Genomic DNA, 21,280 nt, shown 5'->3' with positions numbered 1-21,280 from the left:
GATGCAATTGGGAATGATCGGTCTCGGGCGGATGGGCGGCAACATCGTGCGCCGCCTGATGCGCGCCGGACACGCCTGCGTGGTCTATGATCGCGACGCAAAGGCCGTCGCCGCGCTGGTTTCCGAGGGCGCCACCGGCGCCGCGAGCCTCGAGGAGTTCGTCGGCAAACTCGCCCTCCCGCGGCACGCCTGGGTCATGCTGCCGGCCGGCAAGATCACGGAAGCCACCGTCGAGCAGCTCACCAAGCTGATGAGCCGAGACGACGTCGTCATCGACGGCGGCAACAGTTTCTGGCAGGACGACGTCCGCCGCGGCAAGGCGCTCAAGGAGCGCGGTCTGCACTACGTCGACGTCGGCACCTCCGGCGGAGTCTGGGGCCTCGACCGCGGCTACTGCATGATGATCGGCGGCGACAAGCCGGTCGTCGACCGGCTCGATCCGATCTTCGCGACGCTAGCGCCAGGCATCGGCGACATCCCGCGCACACCGGGCCGTGACGGCCGCGACCCGCGCGTCGAACAGGGCTACATCCATGCGGGGCCGACTGGCGCCGGCCATTTCGTCAAGATGATCCACAACGGCATCGAATATGGCCTGATGCAGGCCTATGCCGAGGGCTTCGACATCCTCAGGAATGCGAACAGCGCGGCGCTGCCCGAGGCGCATCGCTTCGACTTCGATCTCGCTGACATCGCCGAGGTGTGGCGCCGCGGCAGCGTCATTCCGTCCTGGCTGCTCGACCTCACCGCCAGCGCGCTCGCGCGGCAGCCCGGTCTGGAGAAATATTCCGGCTATGTCGAGGATTCCGGCGAGGGCCGCTGGACCGTGAATGCGGCGATCGACGAAGCGGTGCCGGCCGAGGTGTTGACCGCCGCCTTGTTCGCCCGTTTCCGCTCGCGCCAGGAGCACACCTTCGCGGAAAAGATTCTCTCGGCGATGCGCGAAGGCTTTGGCGGGCACAAGGAGCCTGAACAGCACCCAGACCCGGCGCGCCAGAGCGCGCCCGAGATCGTCAAGCCCAGGGACGACCGCGCGTGACCCCGCTGCATCCGCACCAGCCGCAACATCAGAAGCCTGACGCTTGCGCCTTCGTGATCTTCGGTGTGACCGGCGATCTGACCCATCGGCTCGTCTTGCCATCGCTTTACAATCTCGCGGCCAATCATCTGCTGCCGGACAGGTTCTGCATCGTCGGCATTGCCCGCAAGGGCATGTCGAGCGAGCAACTGCGCGACAATCTCATGGAAGGCCTACGCAAATACGCCACACGCCCGATCGAGGATGAGATCGCGCAGCGCCTGTTGCAATGCGTGACTGCGATCGAGGCCGATCCGAAGGAGCCGGAAAGCTTCGATCAGTTGAAGGCGAAGCTGGAAAAGCTGGAAGCCGCGCGGGAGACCCACGGCAATCGGCTGTTCTATCTCGCGACGCCGCCGAGCGCCTTTGCGCCGATCGCGCAACAGCTCGGGCGCGTCGGGTTGCTGCGCGAGGACGGCAAGGCTTGGCGCCGCCTCGTGGTGGAAAAGCCGTTCGGCACCGACCTCGCCTCGGCCAAGAAGCTGAACGACGAGCTTCTGCAGCTCGTGACCGAGCACCAGATCTACCGGATCGATCATTACCTCGGCAAGGAGACGGTGCAGAACATCCTGGTGCTGCGTTTCGCCAATGGCATGTTCGAGCCGATCTGGAACAGGCATCACATCGACCACGTGCAGATCACCGTCGAGGAGAAGCTCGGCGTCGGCACGCGCGGCAGCTTCTACGACGCGACCGGCGCGCTGCGCGACATGGTCCCCAACCATCTCTTCCAATTGCTGTCGCTGGTGGCGATGGAGCCGCCGGCACGGTTCGATGCGCATACCGTCCGCTCCGAGAAGGCGGAGGTGCTGTCGGCGATCCAGCCGTTGAGCGAACGGGAGGCGCTGCTCAATTCGGTGCGCGGCCAGTACACGGCTGGCATGATCGGCGACGCCGAGCTGCCCGACTATCTGAGGAGCAAGGACGTCCGCCCCAACAGCACCACCGAGACCTATGCCGCCTTCAAGCTCACGATCGACAATTGGCGCTGGGCCGGCGTTCCGTTCTATCTGCGCACCGGCAAGGCGCTCGGCGCCAAGCGCACCGAGGTCGCGATCAAGTTCCGCCAGGCGCCGTTCGCGATGTTCAGTTGCACGCCGATCGAGACCTTGGCCGAGAACTATCTGGTCATCGGCATCGAGCCGACCCAGAGCATCACGCTGCAGTTCAACACCAAGGTGCCCGGCCCCACCATCCGCACCGATGGCGTGCAGATGAAGTTCAATTACAAGGACTATTTCCAGGCCGAGCCCGCCACCGGCTACGAGACGCTGATCTATGACTGCATGATCGGCGACAACATCCTGTTCCAGCGCGCCGACAGCGTCGAGGCCGGCTGGAAGGCCGTCGAGCCGTTCATCGGGGCGTGGAAGAAGGCCGGCCGCGATGGCCTGCATTCCTACGCGGCCGGCAGCGAGGGACCTGAGGCGGCGGCCGATCTCCTGGCCCGCGACGGCCGCAGCTGGCGCAAGCTGGTTTAGCCGTGGTCGGGCCGCAGAACCGCAAACTCGTGCGAGTCGCGGACCAGGCGACGATGGCGAGGGTCGCGGCCGAACATCTCCTGGCCCGCATCGACGCAAATCCGGGGACCATAGCCGTCTGCCTCACCGGGGGATCGAGCCCGAGGCAGCTTTATCAGCTGCTGGCGACGGACGCCTATCGCGAGCGGATTGCATGGCCGCGCGTGCACTGGTTCATCGGCGACGAGCGCTATGTTCCGGCCGGAGATCCCCTGCACAACATGACCATGGCCCGCCACGCGTTCCTCGATGCCTGCGCGCCGGCCGCCAACATCCACCCGATCGCGACCGATAGGTCGGACCCGGAGGCCAGTGCCCGCGACTATCAGCGCACGCTGGAAGCGTTCTACGGCGCCGGGCGGCTCGCCCCCGCGCGGCCGCTGTTCGACCTTGTGCTGCTCGGCATCGGCCCCGACGGCCATGTCGCGTCGCTATTCCCCGGTTTTCCCGCCGTTGATGTCGCCGATCGCTGGGTCGTCGGCGTCGACAAGGCTCACGTCGCTCCCTTCGTGCCGCGGATCAGCCTGACCTTGCCTGCGCTCGCCTCCTGCCGAACCATGCTGTTTGAGATCGCCGGTACCGACAAGCGCGCGATCATGACGCGGGTGCTGGCCGGTGAGGACCTGCCGGCCAATCGCGCCCGCTCAAATCGGGAGACGATCCTGCTCATCGACAGCGAGGCCTGGCCGGAGGGGCGAAGTGGCGACATCTGACCTGCCCCATGCGCTCGTCATCATGGGCGTGTCCGGCTCCGGCAAGAGCACGATCGGGAAAACATTGGGGCAACGCCTCGGCTGGCGCTTCGAGGATGGCGACAGCTTTCACCCGCCCGCAAACGTCGCCAAGATGAGCGCCGGCCACCCGCTCACGGACGAGGATCGCTGGCCCTGGCTGCAGGCGATTGCCCAGGAGATCGCGCGTTGCCGTACTGCGGGCCAGCACATCATCATCGCCTGCTCTGCACTCAAGAAGGCCTATCGCGATATCCTGGTCGGCGGCTGTAACGATGTCCGCATGGTCTATCTCCAAGGCAGTCAGGAGCTGATCGGCAGACGGATGAGCCATCGCAAGGGGCACTTCATGCCGCCGGGCCTGCTCGCCAGCCAATTCGCCACCCTGGAACCACCTGACGCCGCCGAGCGTCCCATTACAGTCTCGGTCGACGCGCCAGTCGCGGCGATCGTGGACGACATCATGCAACAGCTTCACGCCGGTCGGGGCTGCGCCTGACCCGCGAACAGGAAGGGCTCATGACCCGCATCGCTCTCGTCGTATCCGACGTCGACGGCACGCTGCTGACCAAGGACAAGGTTCTGACCGAGCGGGCCGCGAAGGTGGCGCGACGGCTGCACGAATGTGGCGTCGCCTTCACGCTCACCTCGAGCCGCCCAGCGATCGGAATGCGCTTTCTGATCGAGCCGCTGCAGATCAGCCTTCCGGTCGGCCCGTTCAACGGCAGCTCGATCATCGACGCCGATATGCGCCCGCTCGAGCAGAGCCTGATCCCGCCCGCCGCCGCCGCGCGCTGCGTCGATCTTCTCCAACAATCCAGGGTCGACATCTGGGTCTTCACCAATGATGCCTGGCTGACGCGCAATCCGGACGGCGAATACGTCCCGAACGAGCGGCGCGCGATACGCGCGGAGCCGACGATCGTCGACGATTTCTCCCCCTATCTGTCGAACGCCTGCAAGATCGTCGGCGCCAGCAGCGATTTCGAGCTGCTGGCGCACTGCGAGAGCCAGATGCAGCAGACGCTGGGGACCGAGGCGACGGCGGTCCGCTCGCAGAGCTACTATCTCGACATCACTCCGCCCGGGCGCAACAAGGGCACCTTCGTCACGGCGATGGCCAAGCGGCTCGGCGTTCCGCTCGACCAGGTCGCGACCATCGGCGACATGCACAATGATGTCGCGATGTTCGAGGTGAGCGGATTGTCGATCGCCATGGGCAATGCCAGCGACGAGGTGAAGAGCAAGGCCAAGCGCATCACCACGTCCAATCAGGACGAAGGCTTTGCCAATGCCATGGAGATGATCCTGGCGGAAAACGCGCAAGGCTCATCCGCAAGCTGACGCGCGGCAGCTCAGGCTCCCGACCGCTGCCTTGCGGGTTTGTCGCTGGCCTTCTTGGCGCTGCTCAGATTTTGCGCCGTGTTGATCAGCGCGATATGGGTCAGCGCCTGGGGAAAGTTGCCGGTCTGCCGCCGTGCCTCGGTGTCGTATTCTTCGGCCAGCAGTCCAACGTCGTTGGCGATGTTCACCACGCGGCGGAACAGCGTCTCGGCCTTCTCCGTATCGCCCGCCAGGACATGGGCGTCGGCCAGCCACAGCGTGCAGGCCAGGAACGCGCCTTCGATCGGCTGCTGCTCGTCCGGCGGGACCTCGCGCGGATCGTGCCGGAGCACGAAGCCGTCCCGCAGCAGATGCTCCTCGATCGCGTCGACCGTGCCGCGAATGCGCGAATCGGAGCACGGCAGGAAGCCGACCGCCGGCAACAGCAGCAGGCTGGCATCGAGCAGCCGCGAGCCATAGGACTCGACGAAGCTGCCGAGGCTTTCGTCGTAGCCCTTGGCGCAGACATCGCGATGAATCGTCTCGCGCAGCCGCCGCCAGCGCTCCAGCGGCGCCTTGAACCCGAATTTCTCCGCGCTCTTGATCGCGCGATCGAACGCCACCCAGGTCATCACCTTGGAGAACACGTAGTGACGGCCATCGCCGCGGCGTTCCCAGATGCCGTGGTCGGGCTGGTCCCAGACGTCGGTGAGATGGTCGAGCACCGCGCATTCCAGGTCCCAGGTGCCGTCGTCCAGCTTGAGCTTGGTCATGCGGGCCTGATGGAAGGCATCCATCAGCTCGCCGTAGACGTCGAGCTGGAGCTGCGCATGCGCGGCATTGCCGATCCGCACCGGCTGGGCACCCTCGTAGCCCGGCAGCCACTCGGCCTCCCACTCCATCAGCCGCCGCTGGCCCATGATGCCATACATGATCTGCATGTAGGCGGGAGCGCCCGCCGCGGCGCGCAGCAGCCAGTTGTGCCAGGCCAGCGCTTCCTCGGTGTAGCCTGAGTTCATCAACGCGAGCAGCGTGAACGTCGCGTCACGCAGCCAGCAGAATCGGTAGTCCCAGTTGCGCCGGCCGCCGAGCTTCTCCGGCAGCGAGGTGGTCGGCGCCGCGACGATGCCGCCGGTCGGCGCGTAGGTGAGCGCCTTCAAGGTGATCAGCGAGCGCATCACGAGTGCGCGATGCTCGCCCTGATGGGTGCAGCGCCGCGACCAGTCGGCCCAGAACGTTTCGGTGTCATCCAGCGCCTGATCCGGATCGATCGCCTTGGGCGCCGGCAGATGCGACGGACCGTAGGTGAGCACGAAAGGCACGGTTTCGCCGGCAGCGACCTCGAACTCCGCCACCGTGGTCATGTCCGCGCCGCGGGTCGCGACGGGCGTATGCAGCACCGCCATGTCCTGGCCGCAGATGGCGAGCAGCGCGGAGCGATCCTCGGAACGCTTGACCCAGGGAATCTCGATGCCGAACCCGAAGCGGATGATCAGCTCCATCCGCATGGCGACCCGGCCGGAGACGCCGCGGACCAGCCGAACGACATCGGAGGCCCTGCCCCGCGGCGGCATGAAATCGATCATCTCGACGGTGCCGGTCGCAGTTTCGTATCGTGTCTCAAGGATGAGGCTGTCGCCGCGATAACGTCGAGACGTCGATCGGACGACGCCGCGCGGCTCGATCAGCCAGCGGCCGTGGCTGCGATCACCCAGCAGGCCGGCGAAACAGGCGTCGGAATCGAACGCCGGCCAGCACAGCCAGTCGATCGACCCGTTCCGGCTCACCAGGGCAGCCGTCTCACAATCGCCAATCAGGGCGTAGTCTTCGATCCTGCAGGACATTTGGCATCCGCGTGCAACTGCCCCCCAGCAATCCCCCCGTTCTAAACGCCGGCCGGGCTGATCCGTTCGGCGGTCGCCGCCTTCAACGCCGCGACGCTGGTCGCACCGGCGATGTCCTCGAGCTTGATCGGCATCTTGCGGCGCCAGTTCGGATGCTCGTCGATCGTGCCGGGAATATTGGGCTGATCGACCACCTCCAGCAGATCCTCCAGGGAAATCACCAGCAGCCGGGACCGCGTCCGCGACAGGAAGGCGATCGCTGAGTGGACGTCGTTGGCTTGAATGCCGTGTTGGCGGAGCACCTCGTCCCAGAGCCCCAACGCATCCCAGCGATCCTGGTCGCTTTCACCGGGATCGATGCCCAGCCCGCGTTTGGTCTTGAGATCGCCGAACGAGCGCCAGCCGGCGTAGGTCGAGAGGTCGTGGGTATTCAGCGTCACCAGCGCGTTCGGCGGATAGAAGTCGACATCGCGGAAGCGGCCGTTGTCGTCGCGTTCGAAGATCATCACCTTGTAGGACCACAATCCCCAATCGGCCATCTGTTCGCGAAAGCCCTCCGGCACGGTGCCGAGATCCTCGCCGATGACGATGCATTCATTGGCGACGCTCTCGATGACGGTCGCGGCCAACAGCGCCTCGAACGGCATCTGCACGTACGCGCCCTGCTTGGCCGGAAATCCGTGCGGCACCAGATAGAGTCGCTTCAAACCGAGCACATGGTCGAGCCGGATCGCGCCGGCATGCCGCATCGACGCCCGAACCATCTCCCGGAACGGCTCGAAATTCTTCAGCGCCAGTCCGGGCGCGTTGAACCCGGCGAGCCCCCAGTTCTGCCCGACCGTGTTCAAGGGATCGGGGGGCGCCCCAACCGAGAGCGTGCGCGAAATGGCGCCCTGCTCGTTCCAGGCATCGAAGCCGTCGGATTGAACGCCGACCGCGACGTCGAGATACAAGCCGACCTTCATTCCCAGCCGATGCGCGAGATCCCGGCAATGGCGCAATTGTCGCTCGGCGAGCCATTGCACATAGGCGATGAACTCGGCCTCCCTCCGGTCGGGGCCGCTGAGCAGCGCCGCGCAGCGCGCAGCATCGGGCTGCCGCCACTCCTCGGGCCAGTCCCACCAGGGCTTCTGGAAGCGATGCCGCAACACCTCGAAGCAGGTGAAGCGGGCCAGCAGCTCGCCACGCTCGGCCCGATAGGCCTTGAACTCCGCAGCGGCCGCGGCGTCGGGCGCAGCCATGAAAGCGTCGAAGGCGGCACGCAGGGCCGGCCATTTCAACGCCGCCACACCCTTGTAGTCCACCAGCTCGGCCTGCCGCAGCGGCTCCAGCACCTTGCTGCCGGGCCCCTTCGCGAAGCCCGGGGCCTGCTCGACATCGACATAGAGCGCATTCAGGAACAGCCGGCTGTTCGGCGCATAAGGGCTGAAATCGCCCGGCCGATCGTCGAACAGCGCGTGCAACGGATTGAGGCCGACGCCATCGGCGCCGAGTTCGGCGCAAAGCGTGATGAGATTGGCAAGGTCGGTGAAATCGCCCATGCCCCAGTTGCGGCCGGATCGAATGCCGTAGAGCTGCACCGCCAGCAGCCAGACACGGTCGAAATCACCGGCGAAGGCCTTCGCCGGTGCGACGAGCAGCGGCAGCTCCTCGCGGTACGACGACGCATCCGCCAGCTCGAGGCGGTAGCTGCCGACCGGCAGATCACCCGGCCACTCGACCAGGGCCTCGCCGGCGTCTCCCTTCGCGATCTCAGCGTCGCCACGCCTGATGGTCCACCTGACCGGCAGCTTCGCCGCCTCGGTCAGGCGGCTGCGCGCGGGCTGCCCGGAGCGAATCACCACCGCATCGCTCAGCAGCCGATGCGGCGTGGGCCGGGGAAAGGCCTCCACGATGATCTTGAGGGCCGCTTCGTCGGTCACACGACGGTGCCCCTGACCATCGTAGAATTCTGTCAGGATTCCGAGACTATGGGCTTCGCTGTAGAGATCCATTCGGCACGCGATCTGGACGTAACGGGAAGTCGTACGTCGTAAAATTGTTGTGGGACGGCAAGAGGATAAGCCCCTAACGCCGCGGCAAGGCCGTCGTTCCCCGGGGAACAAAACGAGCCTTGCGGCTTTGTAATTGGGGTCGTCTCGGTTTCTAGCGAACCGGGACGCCGTTTTATTGTCAATGGCATCACCGTGAACAAATTTGCGCACACGTTCGAGAGCGTCGCCCTCAAAGACGCTTTCTCCCCTATTCTGCCCTCTTTTGAGGAGAGCCGCATCTGTCGAGGCCGAGACATCTTTCGAGACGCCTCCGATCGCAGCCGCATCATCATCCTCTCTCCTAGGTGAGGGCCTCATGAACCTGATGTCATCCCTGGATTCGCCCAGCCTGCAGACCGAGCCCGACGGCGACGGTCTCTGGTACAAGGACGCGATCATCTATCAGCTGCACGTCAAGGCGTTCGCCGACAGCAACAATGACGGCGTCGGCGACTTCGCCGGCCTGACCGACAAGCTGGACTATCTGCAGGACCTCGGCGTCACCACGCTGTGGCTGTTGCCGTTCTACCCCTCGCCCGGCCGCGACGACGGCTACGACATCGCCGACTACGGCAGCATCAATCCCGATTTCGGGACGATGAAGGAGTTCAAGCGCTTCATCCAGGAAGCCAAGCGGCGCGGCCTGCGGGTGATCACCGAACTCGTCGTCAACCACACCTCCGACCAGCATCACTGGTTCAAGCGCGCCCGGCGCAGCCCGCCCGGCTCCAGCGCCCGCAACTGGTACGTCTGGAGCGACACCGACCAGAAATATCTCGGCACCCGAATCATCTTCACCGATACCGAGAAGTCCAACTGGACCTGGGATCCGGAGGCCGGCCAGTTCTACTGGCACCGCTTCTTCTCGCACCAGCCGGACCTCAATTTCGACAATCCGCGCGTGGTCAACGCGATCATCCAGGTGATGAAACGCTGGCTCGATGCCGGCGTCGACGGCTTCCGGCTTGACGCCATCCCCTACCTCTGCGAGCGCGACGGCACCAACAACGAAAACCTCCCGGAGACGCATGCGATCATCAAGCGCCTGCGTGTCGAGCTCGACAATTACGCCAAGGACAAGCTGCTGCTGGCGGAAGCCAATCAGTGGCCGGAGGACGTTCAGGAATATTTCGGCCAGGGCGACGAATGCCATATGGCCTATCACTTCCCGCTGATGCCGCGCATCTACATGGCGATCGCCCAGGAGGACCGCTTCCCGATCACCGACATCCTTCGCCAGACGCCCGACATCCCCGCGACCTGCCAATGGGCGCTGTTCCTGCGCAACCATGACGAGCTGACGTTGGAGATGGTGACCGACGTCGAGCGCGACTATCTGTGGTCGACCTACGCCAACGATCCGCGCGCACGCATCAATGTCGGCATCCGCCGCCGCCTCGCGCCGCTGATGGACAACGACCGGCGCAAGATCGAGCTGATGAACTCGCTGCTGATGTCGTTCCCCGGCACGCCGATCATCTATTACGGCGACGAGATCGGGATGGGTGACAACATCTATCTCGGCGACCGCAACGGCGTACGAACGCCGATGCAATGGACGCCCGACCGCAATGGGGGCTTCTCGCGCGCCGACCCGGCGCGGCTCTACGCGCCGATGATCATGGACCCGGTGTACGGCTACGAGGCGGTCAATGTCGAGGCGCAGTCGCGCAGCCTGTCGTCGCTTTTGAACGCCACCAAGAAGCTGATCTCGATGCGCAAGTCGACGCTGGCCTTCGGCAGGGGCACCATGACCTTCATCCGCCCGGCCAACCGGTCGGTTCTGGCCTACGTCCGCCAGTACAAGGACGAGGTCATCCTCTGCGTCGCCAACCTGTCGCGCTCGGCGCAGGCGACCGAGCTCGATCTCTCGCCGTTCAAGGATCGCGTCCCGATCGAGATGCTCGGCCGCTCGCGCTTTCCCGCGATCGGCGAGCTGCCATACATGATCACGCTCGCGCCCTACGGATTCTACTGGTTCCAGCTCAAGGAGCGCGAGAAGTCGGAGCCCATCATCCAGCGCGCGGTGCCGGAGTTCGAGACGCTGGTCGTGCCGCTCGGCTCGACCTGGGTATCGCTGGCCCGCACCCGCAGCGTGTTCGAACGCGACGTTCTGCCCGGGCATCTGGCGCGCGCGCGATGGTACCCCGAGCGCTCGGCGGACGCGATCCATCCGACCCTGACCTCGGCGATCCCGTTCTGCGACATCGGCGACAACCGGCCCTGGCTGATCTTCTTCAAGGCCGCGGAGCGCGACGACAGGCTGCGCTATCTGCTGCCGATGCAGATCGAATGGGTCCGCTTCGATCGCGATCGCTACAATCCGCAGGCCTTCGCCGCCGTGCGCCAGGGCGCCCGCGAGGGAACGCTGCTCGATGCGGCGACCAGCCCGATCTTTCTCGCGCTGCTCCTGCACAATCTGAAGCAATCGCTGACGGTCGAGGAAAACGGTGTGCGCCTCGAATTCCGGCCGACGCCGCGGTTTCCGGACAAGCCAATCCGCGAATCCGAGCAGGTGCGCGTGGTCGAAACCGACCGCTGCAGCAGCAAGGCGGTCGTCAACAACGAGTTCTTCATCAAGATCCGCCGCGAGCTGGAGGCCGGCCCGCATCCGGAGATCGAGATCGGCCGATTCCTCACGGAGGCGGTGGGCTTCGCCAATGTCCCGCCGCTGCTCGGGAGTATCGAGGTGATCCAGGAGGGCGAGCGGCAGACCGTCGGCTGCGTCCACGGCTTCGTCGAGAACCAGGGCGACGGCTGGACCGTCAGCGCCGCCTATCTCGATCGCTACGTCGACGACCAGCGCGTGTTCGCCGCGAGCGGCGACGAGCGGCAGAGCGAGGAGCTGTCGCCCTATCTGCGCTACATGGCGCAGGCAGGCCGTCGCGTCGGCGAGTTGCATGCGGCGCTCGCCTCGCGCAGCGACATCGTCGATTTCGCGCCCGAGCCCACGAACGCAGATCATCTCGATCACTGGATCGACCGGCTGCGCGGCCAGGCTGACCGGATCCTCACGGGCCTGAGCGAGCGCCGCGATCACCTCAAGGATCCGGAACGAGGGCTGGTCGACCAGGTGCTCGCCAGGCGCGGCGAGCTGTCGGAGCGCCTCAGCAGCCTGATCCCGCACCATATCGGCGGCTGCGACATCCGGCTGCATGGCGATTTCCATCTCGGCCAGATCCTCATCGTCAAAGACGATATTTTCATCATCGACTTCGACGGTGACGAGGAGCAGCCGCTTGCGGAGCGTCGGCGCAAGGCGCCGCCGGCGCGCGACATCGCAGGCTTCCTGCGCTCGATCGATTGCTCGGTCCGCGTCGCCCAGGAGCGCGCCCTGAGGGCGAGCCAGGACGATCACGGCCGTATCGCCGCCGCGCTGTCGGAATGGCGCGACCAGGCAGCGACCGCCTTCTTGGCTGGCTATCGCGAGATCAAGGCCAGTCAGCGCCTCTGGCCGGACGATCCGCATACGGCGGAGGCGCTCCTTAACTTTTTCATGCTGGAAAAAGCCCTCGGAGCGCTCGAATATGATCTGGCTCACCGGCCGGACTGGTTGCGCATCGCATTGAGCAACCTGCTTCGCGTCCTGTCCGAGCCAGCATCAGCCAGCGAGTCCTCATGACCCATCTTTCTCCCGAGGCGTTTGCGATCATCGAAGGTCGGCATGCCGACCCGTTTCGCTATCTCGGTCAGCACAATGTCGACGGGCGGACGGTCGTGCGCGCGTTCCTGCCCGAGGCCTCCCGCGTCGAGGTGGTCGGCGAGCACGGCGACGTCGCCGCGCTGACGCGCATCCATGATGCCGGCCTGTTCACCGGGACCATGCCGTCGCTGCAGCGCTATCGGCTTCGGGCGACATTCGGCGACCACGTCACCGACCTCGAAGATCCTTATCGTTTCCTGCCGATCCTGAGCGACTTCGACCTGCATCTGCTCGGCGAAGGCAATCATGAGCGGCTCTACGACAAGCTCGGCGCGCATCCAATGGTGCTCGACGGCGTCGACGGCGTCGGCTTCGTCGTGCTCGCGCCGAACGCGCGTCGCGTCAGCGTGGTCGGCGATTTCAACTTCTGGAATGCGCGGCGCCACCCGATGCGCGTCCGCGGCAACGGCTACTGGGAGCTGTTCATTCCCCGCGCCAGGGCCGGCGACCACTACAAGTTCGACATCATCGGCCCGCAGGGCGAGCACCTGCCGCTGAAATCGGACCCGATGGCCTTCGCGGCCGAGATGCGTCCCAAGACCGCATCGATCGTGGTCGACGAGTCCAGCCTGCCGCGACCTCGGCCGGCGCCGCATGACATCAACAAGCTGAACAGGCCGGTCTCGATCTATGAGGTGCATCTCGGCTCGTGGCGGCGCAAGGACAATAACCAGTGGCTGACATATCGCGAACTCGCCGAGCAACTGCCGGCCTATGCACGCGACATGGGCTTCACGCACATCGAATTCCTGCCGGTCAGCGAGCACCCGTTCGACGGCTCCTGGGGCTATCAGCCGACCGGCCTATTCGCGCCGACCAGCCGCTTCGGCAGTCCTGAGGACTTCTGTGCGCTGGTTGATGCGTGCCACCGCGAGGGCCTCGCGGTGTGGCTCGACTGGGTGCCAGGCCATTTCCCGGATGACCCGCACGGCCTAGGCCATTTCGACGGCACCGCGCTGTACGAGCACGCCAACCCGATGCAGGGCCGGCATCTCGACTGGGGCACGCTGATCTACAATTACGGCCGCACCGAAGTCGCCAATTTCCTGCGCTCGAACGCGCTGTTCTGGCTGGAGCGCTACGGCATCGACGGTCTGCGCGTCGATGCCGTCGCCTCGATGCTCTATCTCGACTACAGCCGTCCGTCCGGCGGCTGGATTCCGAACAAATATGGCGGGCGCGAGAACCTCGAGGCCATCGAGTTTCTGCGCCGGACCAATATCGACGTGTTCGGCCATTTCCCGCAGGCGACGACGGCTGCCGAGGAATCCACGGCGTGGCCGCAGGTGTCTCGCCCGGTCGACATGGGCGGGCTCGGTTTCGGCTACAAGTGGAACATGGGCTGGATGCACGACACCTTGCGCTACATCAGCAAGGACCCGATCCACCGCAAATATCACCACGGCGAGATCCTGTTCGGCCTGCACTACGCCTTTTCGGAAAACTTCATCCTGCCGCTGTCGCATGACGAGGTCGTGCACGGCAAGCGCTCCATCCTTGGCCGGATGCCGGGCGACGACTGGCAGCGTTTTGCCAACCTGCGTGCGTATTACAGCTTCATGTTCGGGCATCCCGGCAAGAAGCTCCTGTTCATGGGCTGCGAGCTCGCCCAGGAGCGCGAGTGGAATCACGATACCTCGCTCGACTGGCATCTGCTCGGCGACGCCAAATATGCCGGCATCCAGGCCCTGATCCGCGACCTCAACCACCTCTACCGCAACGTGCCGGCGCTGCATGAGCGGGACTGCGAGCCGGACGGCTTCGAGTGGTTGATGACCGACGACTCCGACCGAAACGTCTTCGCCTGGGTGCGCAAGGGCTTCGATGAGCACGCGCGCTGCGTCGTGGTCGTGAACTTTTCGCCCAACGTGTATTACAATTACCGGGTCCGCGTGCCGTTCGGCGGCAGATGGAGGGAAGCTTTCAATTCCGACTCCCTGCATTATGGCGGCAGCAATGTCGGCAACGTCGGCCAGGTCCATGCCTCTGAAGAACACCAGCTCAACCTCATCCTCCCGCCCATGGCAGCGGTATTTCTCCTCCCGGAAGCCTGACGCAATGCGCCTGGCCGCTGGAAGCCACGCCCGTCTCGGAGCAACCTGGGACGGACGGGGGACCAATTTTGCCCTGTTCTCCGCCAATGCCGAGAAGGTCGAGCTCTGCCTGTTCGACAGCCAGGGCCGGCGCGAGATCGAGCGCATCGAACTGCCGGAGCGGACGGAGGATGTCTGGCACGGCTATCTCAACGATGTCTCGCCGGGGCAGCTCTATGGCTACCGTGTCTACGGTCCTTACGAGCCGGAGCAGGGCCACCGCTTCAATGCCAACAAGCTGCTGCTCGACCCCTATGCCAAGCGGCTCGCCGGCCGGCTGGTCTGGAGCGACGCCCATTTCGCCTACCGCGCCGGCTCGCCGCGCGAGGATCTCTCGTTCGACCGGCGCGACAACGCCCGCGGCATGCCCAAGGCTGTCGTCATCGACGAGACCTTCAACTGGGGCCGGCGCGAAATGCGGCCGCAGATCCCGTGGGAGGACACGATCATCTACGAGGCCCATGTCAAGGGCCTGACCAACAAGCGCGACGACGTCCCACCCAATCTGCGCGGCACCTATGGCGGGCTGTCGTCGCCGGCGATGATCAAGCATCTGAAGCGGCTCGGCGTCACGACGATCGAGCTGCTTCCCATCCACGCCTTCATCGACGACCGCATGCTGGTCGAGAAGAAGCTGGTCAACTACTGGGGCTACAACACGATCTCGTTCTTCGCGCCGGAGCTTCGCTACGCGCAGGACAATCCGCTCGATGCCTTCCGGACGACGGTGGCAAGGCTGCACGATGCCGGCATAGAGGTCATGCTCGACGTCGTCTACAACCATACCGCCGAGGGCAACCATCTCGGACCCACCCTGTGCTATCGCGGCATCGACAACGCGTCCTACTACTGGCTGAAGCCCGACAATCCGCGCTTCTACGACGATTTCACCGGCTGCGGCTCGTCCGTTAACCTGACGCATCCGCGTGTGCTCCAGATGGTGATGGACTCGCTGCGCTACTGGGTCGAGGTCTGCCACGTCGACGGCTTCCGCTTCGACCTTGCCACCACCCTGGCGCGCGAGAAGCACGGCTTCGACCGGCGCAGCGGCTTTCTCACCGCGATCCGCCAGGACCCGGTGCTGGCGAGCGTCAAGCTGGTCGCTGAGCCCTGGGACGTCGGTCTCGGCGGCTATCAGGTCGGCGCATTCCCCTCGCAATGGTCCGAATGGAACGACCGCTATCGTAGCGCCATGCGTCGCTACTGGAGTGGCGAAGGCAGCCTGATCGGCGAGGTGTCGAGCCGCATGACCGGCTCGTCCGACATCTTCAACCATGACGGCCGCACCCAGCGCGCCAGCGTTAATCACGTCACCGTCCATGACGGGTTCACGCTGGCCGATCTCTTCAGCTACAACAGCAAGCACAATGAAGCGAACGGCGAGGACAATCGCGACGGCTCCAACGACAACCACAGCAACAATTTCGGTCATGAGGGGCCGACCGACGACGTGACGATCACGGCGCTGCGGCGGCAGTCGCGCAAGAACCAGCTCGCCTGTCTGTTCCTCGCACAGGGCCTGCCGCTGCTGCTCGCAGGCGACGAGGTCGGCAACTCGCAGCATGGCAACAACAACGCCTATTGCCAGGACAACGAGGTCGGCTGGGTGGACTGGAGCGGCATGGGCCGCGAGGGCGATGATCTCATCGACTTCATCGCGCACATGACCGAGCTGCGCCGCCGCTTCGGCCAGATTCGCGCACGCCGCTGGCTCGATGGCCGCCGCCCGGACGGCAGCTTCGGCGTGCTGTGGCTGACGCCTTCGGCGGAGGAGATGACGCAAACCGACTGGACCTTTCCCGACGGACGATTTCTCGCCTATGTGCTCGCTCCGGTGGAACAGGAACAGGCTCCGATCTTTATCGTTCTGAACGCGGCCCCCGAAGAGATCGGATTCAAATTGCCCAAGCTTGCCGAGTACAAGACGTGGCAACAGGTCCTGAACACCACCGAAGCCCAGCAGACGCCGATCGATTTCGCGTCCGGTGCGGACCTCAAGGCCCCGTCCCGCTCCGTGCTGGCGTATGCGGGCCAGTCATGAACGGCCGTCAATTCGGACCTCGGCTCACGCAGGACGGCACGACGTTCCGGCTGTGGGCGCCCGCCGCCAGGCGCGTCGATCTGATCCTCGACGTCAAGCATGAGATGCAACGCGGGGATGGCGGTTGGTATTCGCTCGACGTCGCCGGCGCCGGCGCCGGCACGCGGTATAAGTTCCGTATTGACGATGAGCTCGACGTTCCAGATCCCGGCTCGGATTTCCAGCCGGAGGATGTCTCCGGCCCGAGCGAAATCATCGACCACCGTGCCTACACCTGGCGCTCCGAAAACTGGCGCGGTCGTCCATGGCAGGATGCCGTGTTCCTCGAAAGCCATGTCGGCACCTTCACGACGGAAGGCACCTACCGCGCAATGATCGACAAGCTCGATCATCTCGTTGAAACCGGCATCACCGCGCTCGAACTGATGCCGCTGGCGGACTTCGCCGGCTCCCGCAACTGGGGCTATGACGGCGTGCTGCTCTACGCGCCGGACAGCGTCTATGGGCGTCCCGATGATCTGCGCGCGCTGATCGACGAGGCGCATCTGCGTGGCATCATGGTGTTTCTCGACGTCGTCTACAATCACTTCGGCCCGGAGGGAAACTACATCGGCCGCTATGCGCCGACCTTCTTCACCGACGCGCATACGCCGTGGGGCAGCGCAATCGACTACCGGCTCTCCGAAGTGCGCGCCTTCGCGATTCAGAACGCGTTGCATTGGCTGACGGACTATCGCTTCGACGGCCTGCGCTTCGACGCCGTGAATCACATCCTGTCCAACGAGGGTGAGATTCCGATGCTGCACGATCTCAGTGCCGCCGTGGGCAAGCTGGTCGAAGCAACCGGGCGGCACATCCATCTCGTGCTCGAAAACGGCGACAACCGCGCCAGCATGTTGGATTCCGCAGAGGAGCCGCCGCGCGGCAAATTTCGCGCGCAGTGGAACGACGACTATCATCACGCCTGGCACGTGATCCTGACCGGCGAGAGCGGCGGCTATTACGGCGACTACCAGCAGGCGCCGCGCCGCGATCTCGCTCGCGCGCTCGCCTCCGGCTTCGTCTACCAAGGCGAACCCGCGGCATTCTGGGGCGGCGATCCGCGGGGCGAGCCGAGCGGTCATCTGGCCCCCGGCGCGTTCGTCAACTTCCTGCAGAACCACGACCAGATCGGCAACCGCGTGTTCGGCGACCGCCTGGAGGCGCTGGCGTCGCCGGAAGGGATCGCGGCGGCACTCGCGGTGACGCTGCTCGCGCCCACCGTCCCGATGCTGTACATGGGCGAGGAATGGGGCTCGAAGCAGCCGTTCCCGTTCTTCTGCGACTTCCAGGGCGACCTCGCGCATGCCGTGCGCAACGGACGCCGCAGGGAGTACGAGTGGGCGTACGCCAAATATGGCGACGAGGTTCCCGATCCGCTCGACATCGAAACCTTCCAGTCCGCAATCATCGACTGGGACTCCCGCAATGAGTCGCCGGGGCGCGAGCGTCTCGCGCTGGTGCGCGCGCTCCTTGCGGTGCGTCACAAGGAGGTTGCGCCGCGGCTTCCGGGAGCGAAATTCGGCGAGGCGGACGTGACCGATGACGGTCGCCTGAGCGCGCATTGGCTGATGGGCGATGGCAGCCGGCTAAATCTGCTTGCCAACGTCTCCGACAAGGAGCTCGCGGCTTCGCCGACCGGCGTCCCGGGCACCCCGATCTGGGGCGACACGCCTGGAGACCGCCTGCCGCCGTGGTCGGTGTTCTGGAGCATCGGGGGATAGCATGCCTCCGGCCATTCCCCTCGCGACCTATCGCCTGCAGCTCACGGGTGATTTCAACTTCGAATCGGCCGCACGCGTCTTGCCATATCTGAAGGCGCTGGGCATCAGCCACGTCTACGCTTCGCCCTTCATGACGGCGCGGAAGGGCTCGACGCATGGCTACGACATCACCGATCATTCCAAGCTCAATCCCGAGCTCGGCGGCGAGGACGGCTTTGCGAAACTGAGCGCGGCGCTGAAGCAGTACGATCTCGGCCTCATCCTCGACTTCGTGCCGAACCATGTCGGCGTGCATTTCGACGACAATCCGTGGTGGCTCGACGTGCTCGAATGGGGCCAGGCTTCGCCGCACGCCGCCTCGTTCGACATCGACTGGGACCAGTTGCCGTACCGCGCGCGCGGCGGCGTGCTGCTGCCGATCATCGGCACCTCCTACGGCCACGCGCTCGAACATGGCGACATCGAGCTGCGCTATGACCCGGACGAAGGCTCGTTCTCCTGCTGGTACTTCGAGCATCGGTTGCCGATCGCGCCGGAGCGCTACGGCGAGGTATTGCGCATCATCGTCAAGGAGGCCGGTGAGGAGAGCAGCGAGGCCGGCAAGGCGATTCTCGACCTGGCGTCGCGCTATCGCGGCTTGCGCCATCCGAACCGCAAGGAAGCGCCGGCGTTCAAGGCGGCCCTCAAGGCCATTCCCGGCGCGGCCGACGTCATTGCCCAGGGGATCGCGGCCTATAAGGCCGGCCCCGACCGTGGTGCGCAGACGCTCGCTCTGCATCATCTGCTGGAGCGACAGCACTACAAGCTCGGCCATTGGCGGCTTGCGTCCAGCGACATCAACTACCGCCGCTTCTTCGACGTCAACACGCTGGCGGGCCTGCGCGTCGAGGACGCCGGCACGTTCGAGGCTATCCACCGGCTGGTCAAGAAGCTGATCGCGGATGGTCAGTTGCAGGGTCTGCGGCTCGACCATATCGATGGCCTGCGCGATCCCGCACAATATTTTCAGCGCCTGCGCCGGCTGATCCGCGACGCTCGGGGGCCCGCAGCCGGGCCGTTCTACGTCGTCATCGAGAAGATTCTCTGCGAGCACGAGAAGCTGCCGGGTTTTGCCGGCGTGCACGGCACCACCGGCTACGAGTGGATGAACGTCATCACCCAGGTGCTGATCGACGGCAAAGGTCTGGAGCCCTTGGACGAGATCTGGCGCCAGATCAGCAACAAGCCGCCGAAGCTCGCGCCTGTGATCAAGGAGGCCAAGCGGCGCGTGCTGGAGACGCTGCTGACCAGCGAGTTCACCGTGCTGACCCGCCTGCTGGCGCGCATCGCCAACGGCCACTACTCGACGCGCGACTATTCGGAAGACATCCTGCGCCAGGCGCTCGAGCTGTATGTTCTTCACTTCCCGGTCTATCGCACCTATCTCACCACAGCCGGCCCGACCGAGACCGACCGCAAGCTGATCGACCACGCCATCGCAGGCGCCCGGGCCGAATGGTTCGCCTCCGACGGCTCGATCTTCGAGTTCCTGCGCGATGCGCTGACCATGGATCTCATCAAGCGCGACCGCAGCACCAACCACAGCGTCCCGCGTGTGCGCCGCTTCGCCCTCAAGGTGCAGCAGCTCACCGGGCCGATGATGGCGAAGTCGCTGGAGGACACCGCCTTCTACCGCTTCCACCGACTGCTCGCGCTCAACGAGGTCGGTGGCGATCCAGCGGCGCATGCTCTGGCGATCGCCGACTTCCACAAGCTGATGCGGGACCGCGGCAGGCATTGGCCGCACGGCATGACCGCCACTGCTACCCACGACACCAAGCGCGGCGAGGATGCGCGCACGCGGCTCGCCGCCATCACCGAGCTGCCCAACGATTGGACGTCCGCAATGGCGCGCTGGAAGACCTTGAACGCGCCGCACGTCATCACGGATGGCAAGATGCGCGCGCCCTCGGCGGCGTTCGAATACATGCTGTATCAGACACTCGTCGGCATCTGGCCGGCAAGCGGCACCGATGGCACCCTGCCCGAGCGGCTGCAGGCCTATGCGCTGAAGGCCGCGCGCGAGGGCAAGGAGGAGACCAGCTGGCTCAATCCGAACGAGGCCTATGAGAACGGCCTGCGCGCCTTCATCGACCGCATCCTGGATCGCGAGCGCTCGCCCGAGTTCCTGCAGTCGCTGGAGACGCTTTCCAGGCGACTCGCTTTGCTCGGCGCGCTGAACTCGCTGACCCAGCTCACGCTGAAGGCGACGATGCCCGGCGTGCCGGATTTCTATCAGGGCACCGAGTTCTGGGACCTTTCGATGGTCGATCCGGACAACCGCCGCCCGGTCGATTTCGCCGCGCGTGAGCACGCGCAGCGTGCGTGCGAGACTCCCGACTGGGCCCACCTCGCGGACCATTGGCCGGACGGCCGCATCAAGCTCGCCTGGACGCGGGAGCTGCTGAAGCTTCGCAACCAGATGCCCGCCGTGTTCACCGACGGCTCCTACGAGCCGCTCGAGGTGAGCGGACGTCATGCCGATCACGTCATTGCCTTCGCACGGCGGCGTGGGCGGGACGCCGTCGTCGTCGTCACTGTGCGCAACTTTGCACCCTTCACCGACGGTGGCCGGGTGTGGCCCCACGCAGATGGTTTCGACGCCGAGGTTCATGCCCGCGGCTACATACCGGCAGACATGCAGGACGGCATCCTGGCGGTGTCCTCCATCTTCACGCATTTGCCTGCAGCGGCGATCCCGGCGCGGACCGACGCGGCAGCCCACCCGCCTGGTCGACGTCGGACAGCAGCGGCGCCGACCTGATCAGCTCTTCTTCGTCAACAGCAGCTGGCCGCGGCTGCGGATCGCGGATTGCGCCACCTCGGCAAAGCGCTGCAGCAGCCAGGGCAGCACGACCTCGACACGCACGTGATCGTCGGCGACGTCGACATGGCCCGAGGCCGCCTGACCGAGCGCGCGAACGCGAAAGATCATCTTGTCGCCCTCCCAGCGCTCTTCGTCGACCTTCAGGACCGGAACGCTGGTCGCGGCGCGGCTGAGACCGGCCTGGAGCCGGCGCACGGCCTCGTCCTTGCCGAGGCGATGCGGAATGGAAACGACAAGCGGTCTTGACATCGCGATCTCCTGACTAACAACCCTCTCTACGTAGTC

At 65.3% G+C, this 21,280-nt stretch carries 13 protein-coding genes; 10 read left to right on the top strand and 3 right to left on the bottom strand.

The window, feature by feature from the left end:
* Nucleotide 1: 1 nt before the first annotated feature.
* The 5 genes from gnd to ACQR03_RS10535 are packed head-to-tail and all read left to right on the top strand — an operon-like array spanning nucleotide 2 to nucleotide 4,673.
* Nucleotides 2-1,039, top strand: a complete 1,038-nt coding sequence (gene gnd, locus ACQR03_RS10555) for a phosphogluconate dehydrogenase (NAD(+)-dependent, decarboxylating) (RefSeq protein WP_315718007.1) — start codon at nucleotides 2-4, stop codon at nucleotides 1,037-1,039.
* Nucleotides 1,036-2,559 carry a glucose-6-phosphate dehydrogenase gene (gene zwf / locus ACQR03_RS10550; protein WP_316172473.1) on the top strand — a complete coding sequence of 508 codons (1,524 nt, stop codon included), beginning with the start codon at nucleotides 1,036-1,038 and terminating at the stop codon, nucleotides 2,557-2,559. Before gnd ends, zwf begins: the two co-directional genes overlap by 4 nt.
* A gap of 2 nt (nucleotides 2,560-2,561) precedes the next feature.
* Nucleotides 2,562-3,311 (top strand): 6-phosphogluconolactonase, encoded by a 750-nt coding sequence (gene pgl / locus ACQR03_RS10545; RefSeq protein WP_316172474.1) that lies wholly within the window; start codon nucleotides 2,562-2,564, stop codon nucleotides 3,309-3,311.
* A 22-nt stretch (nucleotides 3,312-3,333) separates the two neighbouring features.
* Complete coding sequence (locus tag ACQR03_RS10540; protein ID WP_316166626.1) at nucleotides 3,334-3,828, top strand: gluconokinase; 495 nt, start codon at nucleotides 3,334-3,336, stop codon at nucleotides 3,826-3,828.
* Nucleotides 3,829-3,848: 20 nt separating this feature from the next.
* Complete coding sequence (locus ACQR03_RS10535) at nucleotides 3,849-4,673, top strand: HAD family hydrolase (protein WP_316172475.1); 825 nt, start codon at nucleotides 3,849-3,851, stop codon at nucleotides 4,671-4,673.
* 11 nt (nucleotides 4,674-4,684) lie between these two features.
* Here ACQR03_RS10535 and ACQR03_RS10530 read toward each other — a convergent pair whose 3' ends face one another.
* Both ACQR03_RS10530 and malQ read right to left on the bottom strand, forming a co-directional pair.
* On the bottom strand, nucleotides 4,685-6,496 hold the full coding sequence (locus ACQR03_RS10530; RefSeq protein ID WP_316172476.1) for a glycoside hydrolase family 15 protein: 1,812 nt from the start codon (nucleotides 6,494-6,496) through the stop codon (nucleotides 4,685-4,687).
* Between the two features lie 41 nt (nucleotides 6,497-6,537).
* Nucleotides 6,538-8,490 carry a 4-alpha-glucanotransferase gene (malQ, locus tag ACQR03_RS10525; RefSeq protein WP_316201588.1) on the bottom strand — a complete coding sequence of 651 codons (1,953 nt, stop codon included), beginning with the start codon at nucleotides 8,488-8,490 and terminating at the stop codon, nucleotides 6,538-6,540.
* 355 nt (nucleotides 8,491-8,845) lie between these two features.
* Between malQ and treS the strand changes: the two genes are divergently transcribed.
* The 5 genes from treS to treY are packed head-to-tail and all read left to right on the top strand — an operon-like array spanning nucleotide 8,846 to nucleotide 20,932.
* A complete protein-coding gene (gene treS / locus ACQR03_RS10520; protein WP_316201192.1) occupies nucleotides 8,846-12,151 on the top strand; it encodes a maltose alpha-D-glucosyltransferase in 3,306 nt (1,101 codons plus the stop codon).
* A complete protein-coding gene (gene glgB, locus ACQR03_RS10515) occupies nucleotides 12,148-14,286 on the top strand; it encodes a 1,4-alpha-glucan branching protein GlgB (protein WP_316201193.1) in 2,139 nt (712 codons plus the stop codon). The genes treS and glgB overlap by 4 nt, the downstream gene beginning before the upstream one ends.
* Nucleotides 14,287-14,290: 4 nt before the next feature.
* On the top strand, nucleotides 14,291-16,366 hold the full coding sequence (gene glgX / locus ACQR03_RS10510; protein WP_315750201.1) for a glycogen debranching protein GlgX: 2,076 nt from the start codon (nucleotides 14,291-14,293) through the stop codon (nucleotides 16,364-16,366).
* Nucleotides 16,363-18,129: a malto-oligosyltrehalose trehalohydrolase gene (gene treZ / locus ACQR03_RS10505; protein ID WP_316172479.1), complete on the top strand. Its 1,767-nt coding sequence runs from the start codon at nucleotides 16,363-16,365 to the stop codon at nucleotides 18,127-18,129. Before glgX ends, treZ begins: the two co-directional genes overlap by 4 nt.
* Before the next feature lies 1 nt (nucleotide 18,130).
* On the top strand, nucleotides 18,131-20,932 hold the full coding sequence (gene treY, locus ACQR03_RS10500; protein WP_434841315.1) for a malto-oligosyltrehalose synthase: 2,802 nt from the start codon (nucleotides 18,131-18,133) through the stop codon (nucleotides 20,930-20,932).
* Here treY and ACQR03_RS10495 read toward each other — a convergent pair whose 3' ends face one another.
* The gene (locus ACQR03_RS10495) at nucleotides 20,933-21,244 is read right to left on the bottom strand and encodes a polyhydroxyalkanoic acid system family protein (protein ID WP_316172481.1); all 312 of its coding nucleotides are present in this window, start codon (nucleotides 21,242-21,244) and stop codon (nucleotides 20,933-20,935) included.
* Nucleotides 21,245-21,280: the final 36 nt, after the last annotated feature.

The organism is Bradyrhizobium sp. HKCCYLS3070 (genome assembly GCF_051167575.1).
Lineage (GTDB): Bacteria > Pseudomonadota > Alphaproteobacteria > Rhizobiales > Xanthobacteraceae > Bradyrhizobium.
Note: the sequence above shows the minus strand (reverse complement) of the source record. Positions and strands in the feature narration are given on the sequence as shown.

Coding starts and splice junctions, on each gene's coding strand:
- gnd (WP_315718007.1), top strand. CDS start 2: ATGCAATTGGGAATGATCGGTCTCGGGCGGATGGGCGGCAACATCGTG.
- ACQR03_RS10540 (WP_316166626.1), top strand. CDS start 3,334: ATGGGCGTGTCCGGCTCCGGCAAGAGCACGATCGGGAAAACATTGGGG.
- ACQR03_RS10535 (WP_316172475.1), top strand. CDS start 3,849: ATGACCCGCATCGCTCTCGTCGTATCCGACGTCGACGGCACGCTGCTG.
- ACQR03_RS10530 (WP_316172476.1), bottom strand. CDS start 6,496: ATGTCCTGCAGGATCGAAGACTACGCCCTGATTGGCGATTGTGAGACG.
- malQ (WP_316201588.1), bottom strand. CDS start 8,490: ATGGATCTCTACAGCGAAGCCCATAGTCTCGGAATCCTGACAGAATTC.
- treS (WP_316201192.1), top strand. CDS start 8,846: ATGAACCTGATGTCATCCCTGGATTCGCCCAGCCTGCAGACCGAGCCC.
- glgB (WP_316201193.1), top strand. CDS start 12,148: ATGACCCATCTTTCTCCCGAGGCGTTTGCGATCATCGAAGGTCGGCAT.
- glgX (WP_315750201.1), top strand. CDS start 14,291: ATGCGCCTGGCCGCTGGAAGCCACGCCCGTCTCGGAGCAACCTGGGAC.
- treZ (WP_316172479.1), top strand. CDS start 16,363: ATGAACGGCCGTCAATTCGGACCTCGGCTCACGCAGGACGGCACGACG.
- treY (WP_434841315.1), top strand. CDS start 18,131: ATGCCTCCGGCCATTCCCCTCGCGACCTATCGCCTGCAGCTCACGGGT.
- ACQR03_RS10495 (WP_316172481.1), bottom strand. CDS start 21,244: ATGTCAAGACCGCTTGTCGTTTCCATTCCGCATCGCCTCGGCAAGGAC.